Origin of the sequence: Companilactobacillus keshanensis (assembly GCF_003946205.1) — a bacterium.
GTDB lineage: Bacteria > Bacillota > Bacilli > Lactobacillales > Lactobacillaceae > Companilactobacillus > Companilactobacillus keshanensis.
The window spans coordinates 48,384-65,744 of sequence record NZ_RHOS01000002.1 but is presented as its reverse complement, the minus strand read 5'-3'; the positions used below and the strand labels follow the sequence as shown (position 1 = coordinate 65,744).

The following is a 17,361-nucleotide window of genomic DNA, read 5'->3' as shown; positions in this document are numbered from 1 at the left end:
AAAAAAGCTCCATCACTTTCGGAAATAATAGTAGCTAAATTACTCTCACAACAAAGGGGTCAAAATTGAACTTAATAGATTTTATTGCTAAAAAGTTAGATTTAGGGAAATTTATTAGCCAAATTAAACCAGCAACCAAGAATATGCTAACTGGTTTAACGGGCTCAACAATTTCCCTTTTTGTGCTGGAATCATTAAAAGAAACAAATAAAAAAATATTAATGGTGGAGAATACTAATTTCCACGCTAATAAAACATATGATGACTTAAATTTGCTCGATGGCGAGCACGTACATATTTTTCCGGTTGAAGAAGCCATTTCAACTGAGATTGCTACCAGTTCACCAGATGAATTGAGTCAACGATTAGATTCTCTGGATTTTCTGATCAGTGATCAACCAGGTATTGTCGTTACGTCAGTTGCCGGTTTGGAATATGCTTTATCAGATAAAGAATTGTTTAAAGCGGCACAGTTAAATATTACAAAAAATCTTGAATATGACCTAGAAGGTTTGAACAGTACTTTCGTTCAAATGGGTTATAACAAGGATAAATTAGTTGCTAAACCCGGTGACTTTGCGATCCGTGGTGATATTGTCGATATCTATCCATTGAATGTCGATAATCCAATTAGAATTGATTTTTTTGGTAATCAAGTTGAGAAAATCAAATTCTTCGATGCTGAAACACAACGTAGTTTGGAAGAACTAGACAGTATTAATTTATCGCCTGCGAATGATCGAGTAATAACAGACGAACAGATCCAGGTTGGATTAAAGAAGTTAAATAAGAGCTTTGACAAGCAAATAAAAGCAGCGGATAAAGATACTAAAGATAATTTGCAGACAGCCTTTGGACAAATCATTGAAGAACTATCTGAGAATATGCGTCCTGACAACATTGGCAGTATCATCAATTATTTAAATGATGAACCAAGTAGCTTGCTAGATTACTTGAATGATGATGACTTGATTATCTTCAATGAATATAACCGTCTACTTGAGCAGTCTAAAGATAACTTAGCTGATAATCAGTCGTGGTTAGCTAGTCAATTGGAATTTGGGAAAAGCTTACCTGAACAGACAATTCGTCAAGATTTCATTGATATTTTGAAGGATAACAAGAATCCGCAAGTATACTTATCAGCCTTTCAACAAGGTATGGGACATATCCGTTTAAATCAATTAGAAAATGTTCCAGTTAGAAGTATGCAGCAATTCTTTAGTCAAATGCCACTACTAAAATCAGAGGTGGAACGTTGGCAAAAACAGGGTTACACCGTTTTATTACTAATCAGTAATGAGAAAAGAATTTCTGCCATTAACAATACTTTGGTCGACTTTGGTATTAAGGCTACTTTAACGGATGATAAAGTTATCGAACACCAGACACAGATCATGAACGCTCGTTTGGGATTGGGCTTTGAAATACCTGAAGAAAAAGTTGCCATTGTCACAGAAAAAGAACTGTTTAATAAGCAACCTAAACGCAGACGTCATCAGACTTTAGCTAATGCGGAACGTTTGAAGAGTTATAGCGAGTTAAAACCGGGCGACTATGTTGTTCATGTTAATCATGGTGTTGGTAAATTTATCGGCATGCAGACAATGGAAGTCGATGGAAAACATCAAGACTACATCACGATCGAATATCGGGATGATGGTAGATTATTTATTCCTGTATCGCAACTTGATATGGTACAGAAATATGTTTCCGCAGAAGGTAAGTCTCCACGAGTCAATAAACTTGGCGGAAATGAATGGCAAAAGACAAAGCGTAAAGTACAATCTAGTATCGAAGATATTGCTGATGATTTGATAGACCTATATGCTCAACGTGAATCTGCTAAGGGTTTTGCTTTCCCTAAAGATGATGAAATGCAACACGATTTTGACAATGCTTTTCCGTATCCAGAAACGCCGGATCAATTACGTTCAACAGATGAGATCAAACGAGATATGGAAAAAGATCATCCTATGGACCGTTTATTAGTTGGAGATGTTGGGTTTGGTAAGACTGAAGTTGCCTTAAGAGCAGCTTTTAAAGCGGTCGAAGCCGGTAAACAGGTTATTTTCTTAGTGCCAACGACTTTGTTAGCTCAACAACATTTTGAAACGATGAAAGATCGATTTGAAGGTTTCCCAGTCGAAATTGGTGTTTTGTCCAGATTCCAGACACGTAAGCAGAGTAAAGAAATTGTCGAAAGAATGGAAAAAGGCGAACTTGATATTGTTGTAGGGACACATCGTTTGTTATCAAAAGACGTGAGGTTCCATGATATTGGTTTACTTATTATTGATGAGGAACAGCGTTTTGGTGTTAAACATAAGGAAAAAATTAAGCAATTAAAAGCTAATGTAGATGTTTTAACATTGACCGCAACACCGATCCCTAGAACTTTGAATATGTCGATGCTCGGTGTGCGTGATTTATCGTTGATCGAAACGGCACCAAGTAATCGTTATCCAGTTCAAACATATGTCATGGAGCAAAACTATCAGGTTATAGCCAGCGCTATTAAGCGAGAGATGGAACGTGGTGGTCAGGTCTTTTACTTGCACAATCGAGTTGAAGACATGGAGCAAGTTGCCAATCAATTGCAGGCTTTAGTGCCGGAGGCTAGGATCGCTACGGCACATGGTCGGATGACTGAAACACAAATGGAAGGGGTCATTTCTGATTATTTAAATGGCGACTACGATGTTTTGGTAACCACAACGATCATTGAAACGGGTGTTGATATGCCAAACACCAATACTTTGATCGTGGAGAACTCGGATCGTTATGGATTGTCACAACTTTATCAGATCCGTGGACGTGTTGGTCGTTCCAATCGGGTTGCGTATGCCTATTTGATGTACAAACCTAACAAGGTTTTGACAGAAGTGGGCGAGCAGCGTCTTGAGGCAATCAAGAACTTTACTGAACTTGGTTCAGGATTCAAAATTGCTATGCGAGATTTATCGATTCGTGGTGCTGGGAATTTACTTGGTAAACAGCAGCATGGATTCATTGATTCGGTTGGATTTGATCTTTATACACAGATGTTAAATGACGCTGTGGCTAAAAAACGCGGTCATACTAAATCTGAAAAGACTAATGCCGAAGTGAATTTGGAATTAGAGGCCTATATACCTAAAACTTATATCAGTGATGAGCGTCAAAAGGTCGAATTGTATAAACGTATCCGTCAGATCGACTCAGAGGAGAATTATCAAGAGGTTCGCTCAGAATTATTGGATCGGTTTGGTGAGTATCCAGTTGAGGTTCAAAACTTATTAGATATTAGTTTGTTGAAAACCTCATTGGATGAATCACTTATTAACAGTGTTGTGATGAGAAATGGCATGATAAATATTAAATTTGCAAAAAAAGCTAATGATTACTTGACCGGTGATCTAGTGTTCAAATTCTTAGGTAATACAACTATGAAGGCGACAGTTCATAATAATAATGATGAATTTAAGATAACGTTGGATTCTGGTAGCGTCAAAAAGGGTGAGTGGTTCAAGCAGTTTGATACTTTTGCCCAGAAGATGGCCGAAGAATTTGATAAATTAAAGAAAGTTAAAACAGAAGAATGAGAAAAGAAACCTCAAGAGCCATACAGGGGACTTGGATTCTGACTATTGCCTCATTGTTATCGGAGTTATTGAGTGCAATTTATCGAATACCTTTGCAAAACATTGTTGGGGATCGGGGCTATTTCATTTATCAACAGGTTTATCCCATCTATGGGATATTTTCTGTCTTAGCATTATCAGGATTACCAGTAATAATCTCAAAAATTTTTGCACAGCAAAATAGTGAGTTTGCTAAAAGTAGATTGATGCGTAATATTTTTGGACTGCTGACGGCGATATGTATTTTAATAACCATCTTACTGTGGGGTTCATCTCGAAAATTAGCATTTTTTATGGGTGATATTAATTTGTATCATGAAATTCGGGCGGTTTCGTTAACCTTTTTGTTGATTCCGTTTGAAGCGAGTTTACGAGGATATTTTCAGAGTGAATTGATCATGGAACCTAGTGCCATCTCACAAATATCAGAACAGCTGGTCAGGATCATTGTGATCATAGGAGCGGCGATGCTATTTGGCAAAGGGATGCTTAACGAATATCAGATGGGTACGATTGCTAATAGCGGTGCCTTTATCGGTGGATTGTTTGCGGTAGCAGTTTTAGGAGTCGCAATGTTAATTAGGCACCCATTTGTTAAAAGTAATCAGCCATCAGACCTGAAATTTGAAAAAGGTTTGGGATTAGAGATTGTTTTGATAATCATCTTTACGGGTGTGACGATTTTTTATCAGTTCATTGATTCGTTTTCGATGTTGCGTTTATTGATGAGGTCCGGACACCAACTAGCTGAAGCAGAAATCTTAAAAGGTGTCTTTGACCGAGCACAACCACTGATCCAATTAGGTATTGTTATTTCATTGTCATTTGTTTCGACGATCATGCCGCAATTAAAGTCGGATAAATTTGATATGAATAGGCAGTTGATCGGTAAGATGATGCGTGTTTGTTTGTGGTTAGCTACAGCAGAAACAGCCGGATTGGTCTCTTTGATGCCAGTTGTTAACACGATGCTGTTCACCAATTCAGATGGATCATTTGCCTTAGGTGTTTATATGATGTCGATCGTCATTGTTTCAGGGATTAACCTGATGATAGCTGTTACGAGCAGTGATAATGAAAAAAATCTAGTTAAACTGTTAATATTCTTAGTATCACTAGTAGCAAAAGTCGTGCTTAATATTTTATTGATACCGCATTTTAGTATCGTCGGGGCAGCGCTAGCAACGGTCTTGAGTGAATTAATAATTTTAAGTGGTCTATTGATTATTTACTCAAAGGATCGAGGAATATTGCTGATCGGTCGCAAATTCACGCTCAAGGTGTTATCATCAGGTCTATTTATGGCCTTATGCGTTAGAACGTTAGAGAAGTTTATTAATCATTATTTGTTTTTAACACGAGTAAACAGTATTTTAATAAGCTTAGTATTGATCCCAGTGGGCATAATTATCTATTTGTACTTATCGAAAATACTAAATATTTTGGATAAATCAGAGTGGCGGATACTGCCAATGGGGAAATTATTAATAAAAATTATGAGGATTGAGTGAAAAATGAGATTAGATAAATTTCTAAAAGTAAGTCGTATTATTAAAAGAAGAACCGTTGCCAAGGAATTTGCTGACAACGGACGTGCTACGGTCAATGATCGTGTAGCTAAATCATCAACTGATGTCTCAGTTGGGGATGTTTTGGAAATGCACTTTGGTGAAAGAACTATGAAAGTTAGAATTCTTAACATCAAAGAAACAACTAAAAAGAGCGATTCAGAAGAGATGTATGAAGAAATTGACTAAATGTTGAGATTAGATTAAAAAGCTAAGAAAACGGTTCAAATCAAGGCCCAAAATTGGTATACTCAATGTATTAATTTCTAGGGGAGTAGTAGCATGGAAGTACATAAATTAGCTAACTCTAATGTCTCAGTTTTAAAACCGAAACAAATAAATAATTCCAAAAATACTGGTCGAAGTAGCTATGTTCAAAAAATTCATAGGCGCCGATTGGCGGCAATTGGAATTGTTTTTGCATTAGTGATTTGTGTACTAGGATTTCAAATAATTAGTGCTCATCAAGCTTATTCAAAAACAGTTGGCAACATTGAAGTTAGTCAAGCAAAATTGAGTAAACAGAAAGCAACTAAACATGATTTGAAGATCGAAAAGTCACAACTTAATAATAAGAGCTATCTAGAGAAATATATTCGTGAGAAGTATATGTATTCAAAACCTGGTGAACAGATTTATAATTTGCCAGACTCAGCTAATACTTTTCAAAAATAGGGAAAGGGATTTTTTTATTTAGATGACAGTTGAAGTAGGATCCAAAGCAGAAGGTAAAGTTACTGGAATTACAAATTTTGGAGCATTCGTTGATCTAGGTGAAGGACAAAGTGGAATGGTACACATCAGTGAAGTAGCTGATGGATACGTTAAAGATATTCACGATGTCCTAAAGGTCGGTGATACTGTAAAAGTTTTGGTTCTTAATGAAAAGGATCATAAGATTGCATTATCCATTAAGCAAGCCAGTGACAGACCAAGACCTAAGCGTCACTTTGAAAAGAAACCGCAACATAAACCGGTGGTAGAAAATTTTGATGATATGATGTCTGACTTCATGAAACAAAGTGAAGAGAGAATGACTACCATTCGTAAAAATACTGAAGGTAAACGCGGTGGCCGTGGCGGCCGTAGAAGCTAAATCAATTAAAAAAGCGTTTCGTTTACAAGTCGTAGGCGAGGCGCTTTTTAATATTTAAGAAGGACAGTATGAGAATAGAAAATGAATTGATCGGAGCAGTAAAGAAAGTTTTACAAAAGTATCAGGCCAAACGAGTTTTGATCGCTGTTTCTGGCGGTGTAGATTCAATGGTCTTGTTAACAATAGTTAGTAAGCTTTTTCCTAACAAGGATTTTGGCGTCATCAATGTTGATCACGACTTGCGACCTAGTAGTGTTGACGAAGTTGAGTTCTTAAGAGCTTTTTGCCAGAAACATGATTTTAAATTCTATACAACTAAGTGGGAAAATCATCCGAGTGATATCGGTATGGAAGCAGCTGGTCGCAAATTTCGTTATGACTTCTTTGCTCAAATAATGAAACGTGATAATTACGATACATTATTGACGGCACATCACGCCAATGATTTGGCAGAGAATATTTTGATGAAGATGATCCGTTCAGGAAATATTTTTGAGGTCACAAGTCTTAAACAAAGACGTAATTTTACAGTAGGACAACTAGTTAGGCCATTATTGCAATTTAGTAAAGCTGATTTGAAGACATACGCTAAGACAAGACAGATCAAATACGTTCAAGATGAGACTAATTTTGAAAACGTTACTATGCGGAACCGATTGCGGAATAATATTTTTCCAGAGTTAGAAGAGGAAAATGGTCAGGTCCTGTCACACTTTAATTTATTTGATCAGCAGTTGAATGCTTTGATTGATTTAGCTATTGATAAATTTTTCCAGATAGAACAACAAATGGATATACACAATCTGTCTGGTAAGTTAACACCGGTAAAGGTTTTGGATCATAATCAGCAAACGTTATTTTGGGGAAGTTTTTTTACTCGAAAATTACCCATCTCAGTCAGCAATAAACAGATCGATCAAATAATAGATGTGATCGATAATAATCATCCTAATGCGTCTGTTAATTTAGAGGATAATTGGATTTTTCAGAGATCATATGAACAATTTATAATTCGAAAATCGGAATCCATAATAAATTTAAAAAAATTGATTCAAGTCAATCAAACGGTCAAAATAAATGGGTATAATTTAGTTGTAAAACGTGTTCCAGTTTCAGAAGCGGATATTGTAGTTAACAAAATTCCTGAGCAAATTATGCTGCGAACAAGACAGGCAGGTGATAAATTAACTTTAGATAATAATCGCCATCAGAAATTAAGTAAACGATTCATTAATAAGAAGGTTCCTGAGTATCAAAGAGATCATTCAATTATTTTATTATTTGATAATCAGATAGTATGGGTTGAAAAAATCTATAATATAAGCGATTATTTTAAACAAGATAATTATGGTTTCAAAATAGACTTTAGGTGAGGTAAGGAAATGAATTCAGATATCGAAAGGGTTCTAGTATCGCAAGAAAAAATCGAGGAAACAAATATTCGACTAGGTAAAGAATTGACCAAAGACTATGCTGACAAGAATCCCTTGTTTGTTTGTATCTTACGTGGTGCCGCGATGTTCATGATGGATCTAGTTAAGAATATTGATATTCCAATGGAATATGACTTCATGGACGTTTCCAGTTATGGTGGTGAAAACACATCAACTACTGGTGAAGTTAGAATCATTAAGGATTTGGATACACCATTGAGCGGTCGTGATGTGGTTATCGTCGAAGATATCATCGACACTGGCTATACATTAGATCGTTTGATCGAGTTATTTAAGACTCGTAACGCTAAGTCCATTAGGATCGTTTCATTCTTAGATAAACCGGCTAGAAGAATCAAACATGTCCATGTTGATTATGTTGGTGCTCAGATACCAGATGCCTTCGTTGTAGGGTATGGAATGGACTTCGATGAACATTACCGTAACCTGCCTTATGTCGGCGTTTTGAGCCCAGAGGTTTATTCAACAAAATAATTAGGATAGCGGTATAATTATTATTGCGTTAATATCAACCAATGTTACAATATGTAGCGTCTAATTAATTAGGAGGAAATGTATGAAAAACAATCGAAATAGGTTAATCAATAATAGCCTGTTTTATATCTTGCTCTTTGTTGTTTTGGTGCTTGCAGCAAGTTGGTTTGCTGGTGGTCAATCCTCAGATCAATCTAAAACGCTTAGTCAAGATCAATTTATTACTCAACTTAACAAAGGAAAAGTTAAGAGTTTTAAAATTGAGCCTGTCGGTGGAGCTTATCAAGTAACTGGTGAATACAAGAAAGCTCAGAAGACTTCGGCTACTAAATCAGTTTCTCTATTTAGTCGTAGGCAATCAACGACAACATCTGAAGTAACACAATTTACTTCTACTGTATTGCCTAACAATGATACTTTAAAACGAATCAATAACGCAGCGGAAGCTAAGAGTGTTAAGACGACTGCTGCTCCTAAATCACAATCCTCACAATGGATTTCATTGATTCTAACCTTAGTCTTACCATTCCTTCTCTTCTTCTTCATCATCTTTGCAATGATGGGTCGAGGTGGACAAGGTGGAGGATCCAACCGAGTTATGAACTTTGGTAAATCCAAAGTTAAACCTGAAGATCCTAAAAAGAACAAAGTTAGATTCTCTGATGTCGCTGGTGCTGAAGAGGAAAAGCAAGAACTTGTTGAGGTTGTTGAGTTCTTAAAAGATCCAAGAAAGTTCGTATCGCTTGGTGCTAGGATCCCATCAGGTGTATTACTTGAAGGACCCCCTGGTACTGGTAAAACTTTACTTGCTAAGGCTGTAGCTGGTGAAGCTAAAGTTCCATTCTATTCAATCTCTGGTTCTGACTTCGTTGAAATGTTCGTCGGTGTTGGTGCATCTCGTGTTCGTGACTTGTTTGAGAATGCCAAAAAAGATGCTCCATCAATTATCTTTATTGATGAAATTGATGCCGTTGGTCGTCAACGTGGTTCTGGTACCGGTGGTGGTAATGATGAACGTGAACAAACACTTAACCAATTATTGATCGAAATGGATGGATTTACAGGTAATGAAGGTGTCATCGTTATGGCCGCTACTAACCGTTCTGATGTACTTGATCCCGCCTTGCTACGTCCAGGTCGTTTTGATCGTAAGATATTAGTTGGCCGTCCAGATGTTAAGGGACGTGAAGCTATTCTTAAAGTTCATGCTACAAATAAACCATTTACAGATGATGTTGATCTAAAGGTTATCGCTCAACAAACTCCAGGTTTCGTTGGTGCCGATCTTGAAAACTTACTTAATGAAGCTGCCCTAGTTGCTGCTAGACGTGGTAAGCAAAAGATCGATCCATCTGATATTGATGAAGCTGAAGACCGTGTTATTGCTGGACCAGCTAAGAAGAATCGTGTCATTTCTGATAAAGAACGCCATATGGTTGCTTATCATGAGGCCGGGCATGCTCTTATTGGATTGGTTTTAAACGATTCACGTGTTGTTAGAAAAGTTACGATCGTTCCACGTGGTAAGGCTGGTGGTTACGCCATCATGCTTCCAAAGGATGATCAAAACTTAATTACTAAGAAAGAATTAACTGAACAAATTGCTGGTTTGCTTGGTGGTCGTACAGCCGAAGAAATTATCTTTGGCTCGCAATCATCAGGGGCTTCAAATGACTTTGAGCAAGCCACTCAAATTGCTCGTACAATGGTTACTGAGTATGGTATGACTGATCGTCTAGGCCAAGTTCAACTTGAAAAGAACGGTCAACCATTTGGTGGCGGAAGTTACCGTGCCGAGCCTTCATATTCAGAAAGTACTGCTAATGCAATTGATCAAGAAGTTAAACGTTTCCTTGATGAAGGTCATGAACAAGCTCGTGAAATCATCGAGGATCATCGTGAACAACATAAATTGATTGCCGAAGCATTGCTCAAGTATGAAACACTTGATGAAAAGGAAATCTTGAGTTTATTCGATACAGGTAAGATGCCTGATGGTGACTTGAAAGAAGAATTTCCAAGTGAAAGTGCTGCTACTTTCGAACAAGCTAAGCGTGCTGTTGAAGCTAAAGATGCTGCCAAACAAAAATCTGACGATCCTAAAGAAAAATCCGGTAACACTGATACCGAATTCCCTTCAGAAAAGAAAGATGACGACAGTCCTAGCGACGATAAATCAAATACTGATGAATCAAATGATCAAAATGATCATGACGATACACAGGATAAATAAAAGAAGCGACTCGTTTGAGTCGCTTTTTTGAACTAAAAATATAGGAGAATACGATGACAGATACATTAACAAAATCAGTTTCTAAAGATGGAAAATTCAGAGTTTATGTAATCAATGCAACTGATACAATTGCTGAGGCTCAAAAGAGACATGATACTTGGTCTAATTCTACGGCTGCACTAGGTCGTACAATGATTGGCTCAATCCTGGTTGCTACTTCAACACTTAAAGAAGATGAGGTCTTAACAAGTAGAGTTGTTGCGGATGGTCCCGCTGGAGCAATTGTAGTTGACGCCAATGCAAAGGGAAATGTAAAAGGATATATTCAAAATCCACATATTAGTTTGCCACTAAATGATGATCATCATATTGATGTTAAAGGTGCTGTTGGTACAAACGGAACTTTAAGCATTACTAAAGATCTTCATATGAAAGATCCTTTTACAGGTCAAGTTCCAATTGTTTCCGGTGAAATTGGTGCCGATTTTACATATTATATGGCAAAGTCAGAACAGATCCCGTCAGCTATTGGAGTTTCAGTTTTTGTGCAGCCGAATGAAACTGTCGGTGCTGCTGGAGGTTTCCTAATTCAAACTCTCCCCGGTGCCAATGACGATGACATTACAAAAATAGAAAATAACCTTAAAGTGATTCCCAATTTATCAACTCTATTAAATGAAGGACTAACTAATGAAGAGGTATTGAGTAAATTGATGAATGGTGTCGAGATGAAAATTCTTGATACAATGCCAATTGCTTTTAAGTGTGATTGTTCGAAAGATAAGTTCTCTAAATCTTTAGCCACTTTATCAGATGACGAACTCCAAGCTATGATCGATGAGAACCATGGTGCAGAAGCGGTCTGTAAATTCTGTAACAACAAATATCAATTTTCAGAAGCAGATCTGAAAGAGATTATTGCAGAAAAGAAGTAATCATGTTTGCCATCTAAGTCGAAAATTTGTTATTATTGCAAGTTGTAATTAAAGAATGCTTTTTAGGTAGAATTTTTACTTAAAAAACATAGAGGTAGACAATATGAAATGGAAAATAGGAGACGTAACGATTCCTAATCAGCTTGTCGTAGCGCCAATGGCCGGTATTACTAATGCGTCATTTAGACTGACAGCTCGTGAATTTGGTGCTGGGCTAGTTGTCTGCGAAATGGTCAGTGATCAAGGCATTAAGTATCATAATAATAAAACGTTGGATATGCTGTTTATTGATTCTAAAGAACATCCAGTTAGCATTCAATTATTTGGTGGTAGCAAGGAATCTCTTGTGGAAGCTGCTAAATTTGTTTCTGAGAATACCGCGGCTGATATTATTGATATCAACATGGGATGTCCGGTTAACAAAGTTGTTAAGAATGATGCCGGATCCAGATGGTTACTAGATCCTGATAAGATCTATAACGTTGTTAAAGAAGTTAGTTCAGCTATTGATAAACCATTAACGATTAAAATGAGAACTGGTTGGGATGACGATCATCTTTATGCAGTTGAAAATGCTTTGGCTGCTCAAGAAGGTGGTGCTGCCGCCGTCGCCATGCATGGTAGAACACGTAAACAATTCTATCAAGGTCGTGCCAACTGGGATATCTTGCACGAGGTTGCTCAAAAATTAACGATTCCTTTTATGGGAAATGGTGATATCAGGACGCCTCAAGATGTTAAAACAATGCTCGAAGATGTTGGTGCAGATGCTGCTATGGTCGGACGTGCAGTTTTGGGAAACTTCTGGAAATTGAGCGCAATGGAGCGTTATATTGAAACAGGAGAAATAATTCCTGATCCGACAACTAGAGAAAAAATTAATATAGCTAAACTTCAACTGGAACGTTTGGTAGACTTAAAGGGTGAGCATGTTGGCGTACCAGAATTTCGTCAACAAGCAGCATACTATCTAAAAGGTATTCCACATGCTGTAAGAACCCGCGCTAAGGTCATGCAAGTTGGTACCATGAAAGAAGTATTTGATATATTAGACGGTTTTGTTGAAAGTGCTGAAAAGCGAGAAGCAAGATCTGCCAGATTTTCATAGAAACGGGGGAGAACAGTTTGGGAAACCAAAAAAATAAGCAAGGAAAAGAAATGAATGATCAGCTAAGAGTTCGACGTGAAAAATTGGCTGAATTATATGATGAAGGTGTAGATCCATATGGTTCACGCTTTGTCAGAACTGATTTAACAGAAGAACTTCACGGCAAGTATAACGAAGAGGACAAAGAGGTCCTTGAAGAACAAAACACACCTGTAATCATTGCTGGTCGTATGATGACCAAACGTGGTAAAGGTAAAGTTGGCTTCGCTGACATTAAAGATAGAAGCGGCAAGATTCAAATCTATGTACGTAAAGATGAGGTAGGGGAAGAAAACTACCATATTTTCAAACGTGCTGATATCGGTGATCATCTAGGTATTGAAGGCCACGTTATGAAGACTGATATGGGTGAATTGACTGTTAAAGCTACTAAGGTAACTATGCTAGCTAAGTCACTCCGTCCACTACCAGATAAATTCCATGGTTTAACAAATGTTGAACAAAAATATCGTCAAAGATATCTTGACTTGATTGCTAATGAAGATAGTTTTGATCGTTTCAAGAAACGTTCAAAAATCATTTCAGCTGTCCGTGAGTATTTAGATGGTGAGGACTTCCTTGAAGTTGAAACACCAACTTTGAATGCTCAAGCTGGTGGTGCCAATGCTAAGCCATTTATCGCCCACTACAATGCTTTGGATGAAGACATGTATCTCAGAATCGCGTTGGAACTACCTTTGAAGAGATTAGTTGTTGGTGGATTTGAACGTGTCTATGAAATTGGACGTGTTTTCCGTAATGAAGGATTAGATACACAGCATAGTCCTGAATTTACATCACTTGAAACATATGCTGCATACTTTGATTTCAACGATGTTATGGATGAAACAGAAGGTATCTTTAGACATGCCGCTCAAAAGGCACTTGGAACAACGCAAATTACTTATCAAGGTGAAGATGTTGATCTTGGCAAACCTTTCAAGCGAATCTCTATGGTTTCTGCTATCCAAGAAAAGACTGGTATCGACTTCACTCAGGAAATGACAATTGATGAAGCTCGTAAACTCGCTGATGAAAATAACGTGCACTACGAACAATATTGGAAAGTCGGTCATATTATTAATGAGTTCTTTGAAACTTTTGTTGAAGAAAATATCAAAGAACCAACATTCATTTATGGTTATCCAATCGAAGTTTCTCCTTTAGCTAAGAAGAATAAGAAAGATCCAAGATTCGTAGACCGTTTTGAAGTTTACATATTAGGTCATGAATATGGTAATGCCTTTACTGAATTGAATGATCCGATTGATCAACGTGAAAGATTTGAAGCTCAAGTTGCTGAAAGAAATGAAGGTAATGACGAAGCCGAAGGTATCGATAAAGATTACGTTGAAGCCCTAGAATACGGTATGCCTCCAACAGGTGGACTAGGTATTGGTATTGATCGTCTTGTTATGTTACTTACAGATGCACCAACAATTCGTGATGTTGTCTTGTTCCCAACTATGAAACCAGAAGACAATAGTAATAATCCAGAATAATTGAATATAAAAAAATAAAAAAGTTAACGAAAATTCGTTGACTTTTTTTGTTGTTTTTAGGTATACTAATATAGTTGTTGAAACAGAGCACGACATGGAGGATTAGCTCAGCTGGGAGAGCATCTGCCTTACAAGCAGGAGGTCACAGGTTCGATCCCTGTATCCTCCATTAAGCGTAAGCTTAGTGGGTTCATGTTTTGCGGGTGTGGCGGAATTGGCAGACGCGCTAGATTTAGGTTCTAGTGTCCAGTGGACATGAAGGTTCAAGTCCTTTCACCCGTATTCGATATTTAAAATATTGAAGTCGATTTTTAAAACGCGTCACTTGATGCCGACTTAGCTCAGTTGGCAGAGCATCTGTCTTGTAAACAGGGGGTCGGAGGTTCGAATCCTCTAGTCGGCATTATTATGCGGAAGTAGTTCAGTGGTAGAACATCACCTTGCCATGGTGGGGGTCGCGGGTTCGAATCCCGTCTTCCGCTTCATTGATAATACAGTTAAATCGGGAAATAGCTCAGCTTGGTAGAGCGCTACGTTCGGAACGTAGAGGTCGCAAGTTCAAATCTTGTTTTCCCGATTTGATAAAAGAGATCATCACTTCTTATCGAAGTCGATGATCTCTTTTATTTGTGCTGATTATTAATGTGATTCCGAATAAATATGTAATAATAGTAGTTAAGAAATGTAAGCAGACGAAATGCTTAATTACCCTATGAGCTAAATCACTTGCATTTTTACACAACAGAATTATACTTTCTACACCAAGAAATTTATAAGTCGAGGTAGTTAAAATGGACAAAGTATTTACCGAAAGCGCGAAGAACGCACTTGTTTTGGCTCAAGAGCAGGCTAAAACATTTCATCACAATGCTGTTGGAACTGAACATATTCTTCTAGGATTAACTATGGAGAACGATGGTATTGCCGGTATTACTTTGAGAGATCTCGCCGTTAGTGAACGCGATGTTGAAGAAGAAATCGAACATCTAACTGGTTACGGAGATGTCTCATCTAATACCGCCAAAGGCATTTACCTCCCATATTCTCCTAAGGGACAGAAGATCCTGTCTAATTCACAAGATGTTTCTGATCAATACAATACTAGTCGTATTGGAACAGAGCATATTTTATTGGCCATTTTAGACGATACTGATAATTTAGCAAACCGAATTTTAACTAATTTAGGATTAAGCCTAACTAAGACAAAAAATTTACTTCTTACCAAAATGGGGATGTCAACTAAAAGTGGCCCTCGTGGCATGGCCGCTAATATGGCTAATGCTAATCGCAAGAAGAAACAACCAGCAGGCACACCTACACTTGATTCATTGGCACGTGATTTAACTAAGATCGCGGCTGATAATCAAATTGATCCTGTGATCGGTCGAAAAAAAGAAGTCGAGAGAACCATTCAGATTCTTAGTCGTAGAACTAAAAATAATCCAGTACTAGTAGGTGAACCAGGGGTTGGTAAAACCGCCATCGCTGAAGGCCTAGCTAGTTATATTGTTAAAAAAGAAGTTCCGCTTGATATGCAAAATAAACGTATCATGATGCTTGATATGGGCTCATTAGTAGCTGGTACAAAGTATCGTGGAGAGTTTGAAGATCGTTTAAAGAAGATCATTGAAGAAATTTATAAAGACAAACATGTTATTTTATTTATTGATGAATTACATACTTTGATTGGTGCTGGTGGTGCTGAAGGTGCTATTGATGCCTCAAATATTTTGAAACCAGCCTTAGCTCGTGGTGAATTGCAATTGATCGGTGCCACGACCCTAAACGAATACCAAAAGTATATTGAAAAAGATAGTGCTTTGGAACGTCGTTTTGCTAAGATTGTCGTTGAAGAACCAACTGAAGAAGAATCCGTTGAAATTCTAAAGGGACTCCGTCCCAGATATGAACAACATCATGGCCTGATCATTTCAGATGAAGCTATTGAAGCCGCAGTTAAACTTTCAACACGTTATTTGACAAACCGTTTCTTGCCAGACAAGGCAATCGATTTAGTTGATGAGGCTTCCGCCAAAGTAAGAATTCACAATGTTTCTAAACATAATGATTTGGATGATTTGACTAGCCAATCGATGAAGTTGATCGATGATAAGAATAATGCCATCTTAGATCAAGACTTTGAAAAGGCCGCTAAGATACGTGAGAAGGAACAAGACCTTCAAGAGAAAATCGCCGAATTAAAAGAGTCTAAAGAAACCGGTCATGCAAAACAACCAGTTGTTAAAGTTAGTGATATTGCCGAAATTATTGCTGAATGGACTGGTGTTCCGGTTAAACAGATCACTCGTAAAGAAAGTGAGCGTCTCTTGAATCTTGAGAAAGAACTTCATAAGCGTGTTATCGGACAAAATACTGCCATTAGTGCTATCTCTCGTGCGATTCGTCGTGCTAGAAGTGGTATGAAAGATCCAGATAGACCGATTGGTTCGTTTATGTTCTTAGGACCTACTGGTGTTGGTAAGACTGAGCTTGCTAAATCAATTGCTGAAGTTATGTTCGGTTCAGAGGATAATCTGATCCGTGTGGATATGTCAGAATACATGGAACAATACAGTACTTCTAAATTGATCGGTTCAGCACCTGGTTATGTTGGCTTTGATGACGGTGGTCAGTTGACTGAGAAAGTTAGAAATGAACCTTACTCAGTTATTTTGCTTGATGAAGTTGAAAAAGCCCATCCAGATGTTTTCAATATCTTATTGCAAGTTCTTGACGATGGTATCTTAACTGATGCTAAAGGACGTAAAGTTGATTTTCGTAATACGATTATTATCATGACTTCTAACTTGGGTGCACGTGCATTACAAGAAGACAAGTCCGTTGGATTTGGCGCCAAAGATGTTCAAGATGATTACAAGGAAATGCAGGATCGTATCAATACAGAATTGAAGAAATTCTTTAGACCAGAATTCTTGAACCGCATTGATGAAACGATTGTCTTCAAGTCATTAGACCGTGACCAATTAAAAGCTATTGCTAAGATCATGAGCGGAAACTTGAGAAAACGTCTTGAAGATCGTAAGATCGAACTTGTTATCTCACCAGCGGCTTATAGCGATCTGGTTAAAGATGGTTACAATCCAGAGTATGGTGCTCGTCCAATGAGAAGAACGATTCAAAGAGAGATCGAAGATCCAGTCAGTGAACTGTTGCTTATGAACAAAGTAGGCGAAGGTGACACAATCAAAGTCGGTTCTAAACAAGGTAAATTGACCGTGACGGTTTCGGAAGAAAAGAAGAAGAAGAATGAAAAATCACTTGCACATTAATCTCTATCTATTGACATTATTATTTATAGGTAGTATTAT

Annotated in this window: 12 protein-coding genes and 5 tRNA genes; all 17 read left to right on the top strand. The window is 37.5% G+C overall.

What is annotated here, in order from left to right; translation table 11 throughout:
* Positions 1-65 precede the first annotated feature (65 nt).
* On the top strand, positions 66-3,584 hold the full coding sequence (gene mfd, locus EKM64_RS01635) for a transcription-repair coupling factor (protein ID WP_125674918.1): 3,519 nt from the start codon (positions 66-68) through the stop codon (positions 3,582-3,584).
* Positions 3,581-5,134 (top strand): putative polysaccharide biosynthesis protein, encoded by a 1,554-nt coding sequence (locus tag EKM64_RS01630; protein WP_125674916.1) that lies wholly within the window; start codon positions 3,581-3,583, stop codon positions 5,132-5,134. The genes mfd and EKM64_RS01630 overlap by 4 nt, the downstream gene beginning before the upstream one ends.
* A gap of 3 nt (positions 5,135-5,137) precedes the next feature.
* Positions 5,138-5,380 (top strand): RNA-binding S4 domain-containing protein, encoded by a 243-nt coding sequence (locus EKM64_RS01625; protein WP_125674914.1) that lies wholly within the window; start codon positions 5,138-5,140, stop codon positions 5,378-5,380.
* Between the two features lie 93 nt (positions 5,381-5,473).
* The gene (locus EKM64_RS01620; RefSeq protein ID WP_125674912.1) at positions 5,474-5,866 is read left to right on the top strand and encodes an FtsB family cell division protein; all 393 of its coding nucleotides are present in this window, start codon (positions 5,474-5,476) and stop codon (positions 5,864-5,866) included.
* A 22-nt stretch (positions 5,867-5,888) separates the two neighbouring features.
* Positions 5,889-6,287 carry a S1 domain-containing RNA-binding protein gene (locus EKM64_RS01615; protein ID WP_125674910.1) on the top strand — a complete coding sequence of 133 codons (399 nt, stop codon included), beginning with the start codon at positions 5,889-5,891 and terminating at the stop codon, positions 6,285-6,287.
* Positions 6,288-6,355: 68 nt separating this feature from the next.
* On the top strand, positions 6,356-7,660 hold the full coding sequence (gene tilS, locus EKM64_RS01610; protein ID WP_125674908.1) for a tRNA lysidine(34) synthetase TilS: 1,305 nt from the start codon (positions 6,356-6,358) through the stop codon (positions 7,658-7,660).
* A 9-nt stretch (positions 7,661-7,669) separates the two neighbouring features.
* A complete protein-coding gene (gene hpt / locus EKM64_RS01605; protein WP_125674906.1) occupies positions 7,670-8,215 on the top strand; it encodes a hypoxanthine phosphoribosyltransferase in 546 nt (181 codons plus the stop codon).
* Positions 8,216-8,297: 82 nt separating this feature from the next.
* Positions 8,298-10,448: an ATP-dependent zinc metalloprotease FtsH gene (gene ftsH, locus EKM64_RS01600; RefSeq protein ID WP_125674904.1), complete on the top strand. Its 2,151-nt coding sequence runs from the start codon at positions 8,298-8,300 to the stop codon at positions 10,446-10,448.
* A gap of 53 nt (positions 10,449-10,501) precedes the next feature.
* Entirely contained in the window at positions 10,502-11,383 is an 882-nt protein-coding gene (hslO, locus tag EKM64_RS01595) for an Hsp33 family molecular chaperone HslO (protein ID WP_125674902.1), read from the top strand.
* Between the two features lie 103 nt (positions 11,384-11,486).
* Complete coding sequence (gene dusB, locus EKM64_RS01590; protein ID WP_125674900.1) at positions 11,487-12,491, top strand: tRNA dihydrouridine synthase DusB; 1,005 nt, start codon at positions 11,487-11,489, stop codon at positions 12,489-12,491.
* 50 nt (positions 12,492-12,541) lie between these two features.
* Complete coding sequence (gene lysS / locus EKM64_RS01585) at positions 12,542-14,032, top strand: lysine--tRNA ligase (RefSeq protein WP_125675234.1); 1,491 nt, start codon at positions 12,542-12,544, stop codon at positions 14,030-14,032.
* 96 nt (positions 14,033-14,128) lie between these two features.
* Positions 14,129-14,201 (top strand) — tRNA-Val (locus EKM64_RS01580).
* Between the two features lie 30 nt (positions 14,202-14,231).
* Positions 14,232-14,314 (top strand) — tRNA-Leu (locus EKM64_RS01575).
* A gap of 48 nt (positions 14,315-14,362) precedes the next feature.
* Positions 14,363-14,435 (top strand) — tRNA-Thr (locus EKM64_RS01570).
* A 7-nt stretch (positions 14,436-14,442) separates the two neighbouring features.
* A tRNA-Gly gene (locus EKM64_RS01565) sits at positions 14,443-14,514 on the top strand.
* 21 nt (positions 14,515-14,535) lie between these two features.
* A tRNA-Pro gene (locus EKM64_RS01560) sits at positions 14,536-14,609 on the top strand.
* 214 nt (positions 14,610-14,823) lie between these two features.
* Entirely contained in the window at positions 14,824-17,322 is a 2,499-nt protein-coding gene (locus EKM64_RS01555) for an ATP-dependent Clp protease ATP-binding subunit (RefSeq protein WP_125674898.1), read from the top strand.
* Positions 17,323-17,361 lie beyond the last annotated feature (39 nt).

What these genes read in the sequence shown, in the direction of transcription:
- EKM64_RS01630 (WP_125674916.1), top strand. Translation starts at nt 3,581, where the DNA reads ATGAGAAAAGAAACCTCAAGAGCCATACAGGGGACTTGGATTCTGACT.
- EKM64_RS01625 (WP_125674914.1), top strand. Translation starts at nt 5,138, where the DNA reads ATGAGATTAGATAAATTTCTAAAAGTAAGTCGTATTATTAAAAGAAGA.
- EKM64_RS01620 (WP_125674912.1), top strand. Translation starts at nt 5,474, where the DNA reads ATGGAAGTACATAAATTAGCTAACTCTAATGTCTCAGTTTTAAAACCG.
- EKM64_RS01615 (WP_125674910.1), top strand. Translation starts at nt 5,889, where the DNA reads ATGACAGTTGAAGTAGGATCCAAAGCAGAAGGTAAAGTTACTGGAATT.
- tilS (WP_125674908.1), top strand. Translation starts at nt 6,356, where the DNA reads ATGAGAATAGAAAATGAATTGATCGGAGCAGTAAAGAAAGTTTTACAA.
- hpt (WP_125674906.1), top strand. Translation starts at nt 7,670, where the DNA reads ATGAATTCAGATATCGAAAGGGTTCTAGTATCGCAAGAAAAAATCGAG.
- ftsH (WP_125674904.1), top strand. Translation starts at nt 8,298, where the DNA reads ATGAAAAACAATCGAAATAGGTTAATCAATAATAGCCTGTTTTATATC.
- hslO (WP_125674902.1), top strand. Translation starts at nt 10,502, where the DNA reads ATGACAGATACATTAACAAAATCAGTTTCTAAAGATGGAAAATTCAGA.
- dusB (WP_125674900.1), top strand. Translation starts at nt 11,487, where the DNA reads ATGAAATGGAAAATAGGAGACGTAACGATTCCTAATCAGCTTGTCGTA.
- lysS (WP_125675234.1), top strand. Translation starts at nt 12,542, where the DNA reads ATGAATGATCAGCTAAGAGTTCGACGTGAAAAATTGGCTGAATTATAT.
- EKM64_RS01555 (WP_125674898.1), top strand. Translation starts at nt 14,824, where the DNA reads ATGGACAAAGTATTTACCGAAAGCGCGAAGAACGCACTTGTTTTGGCT.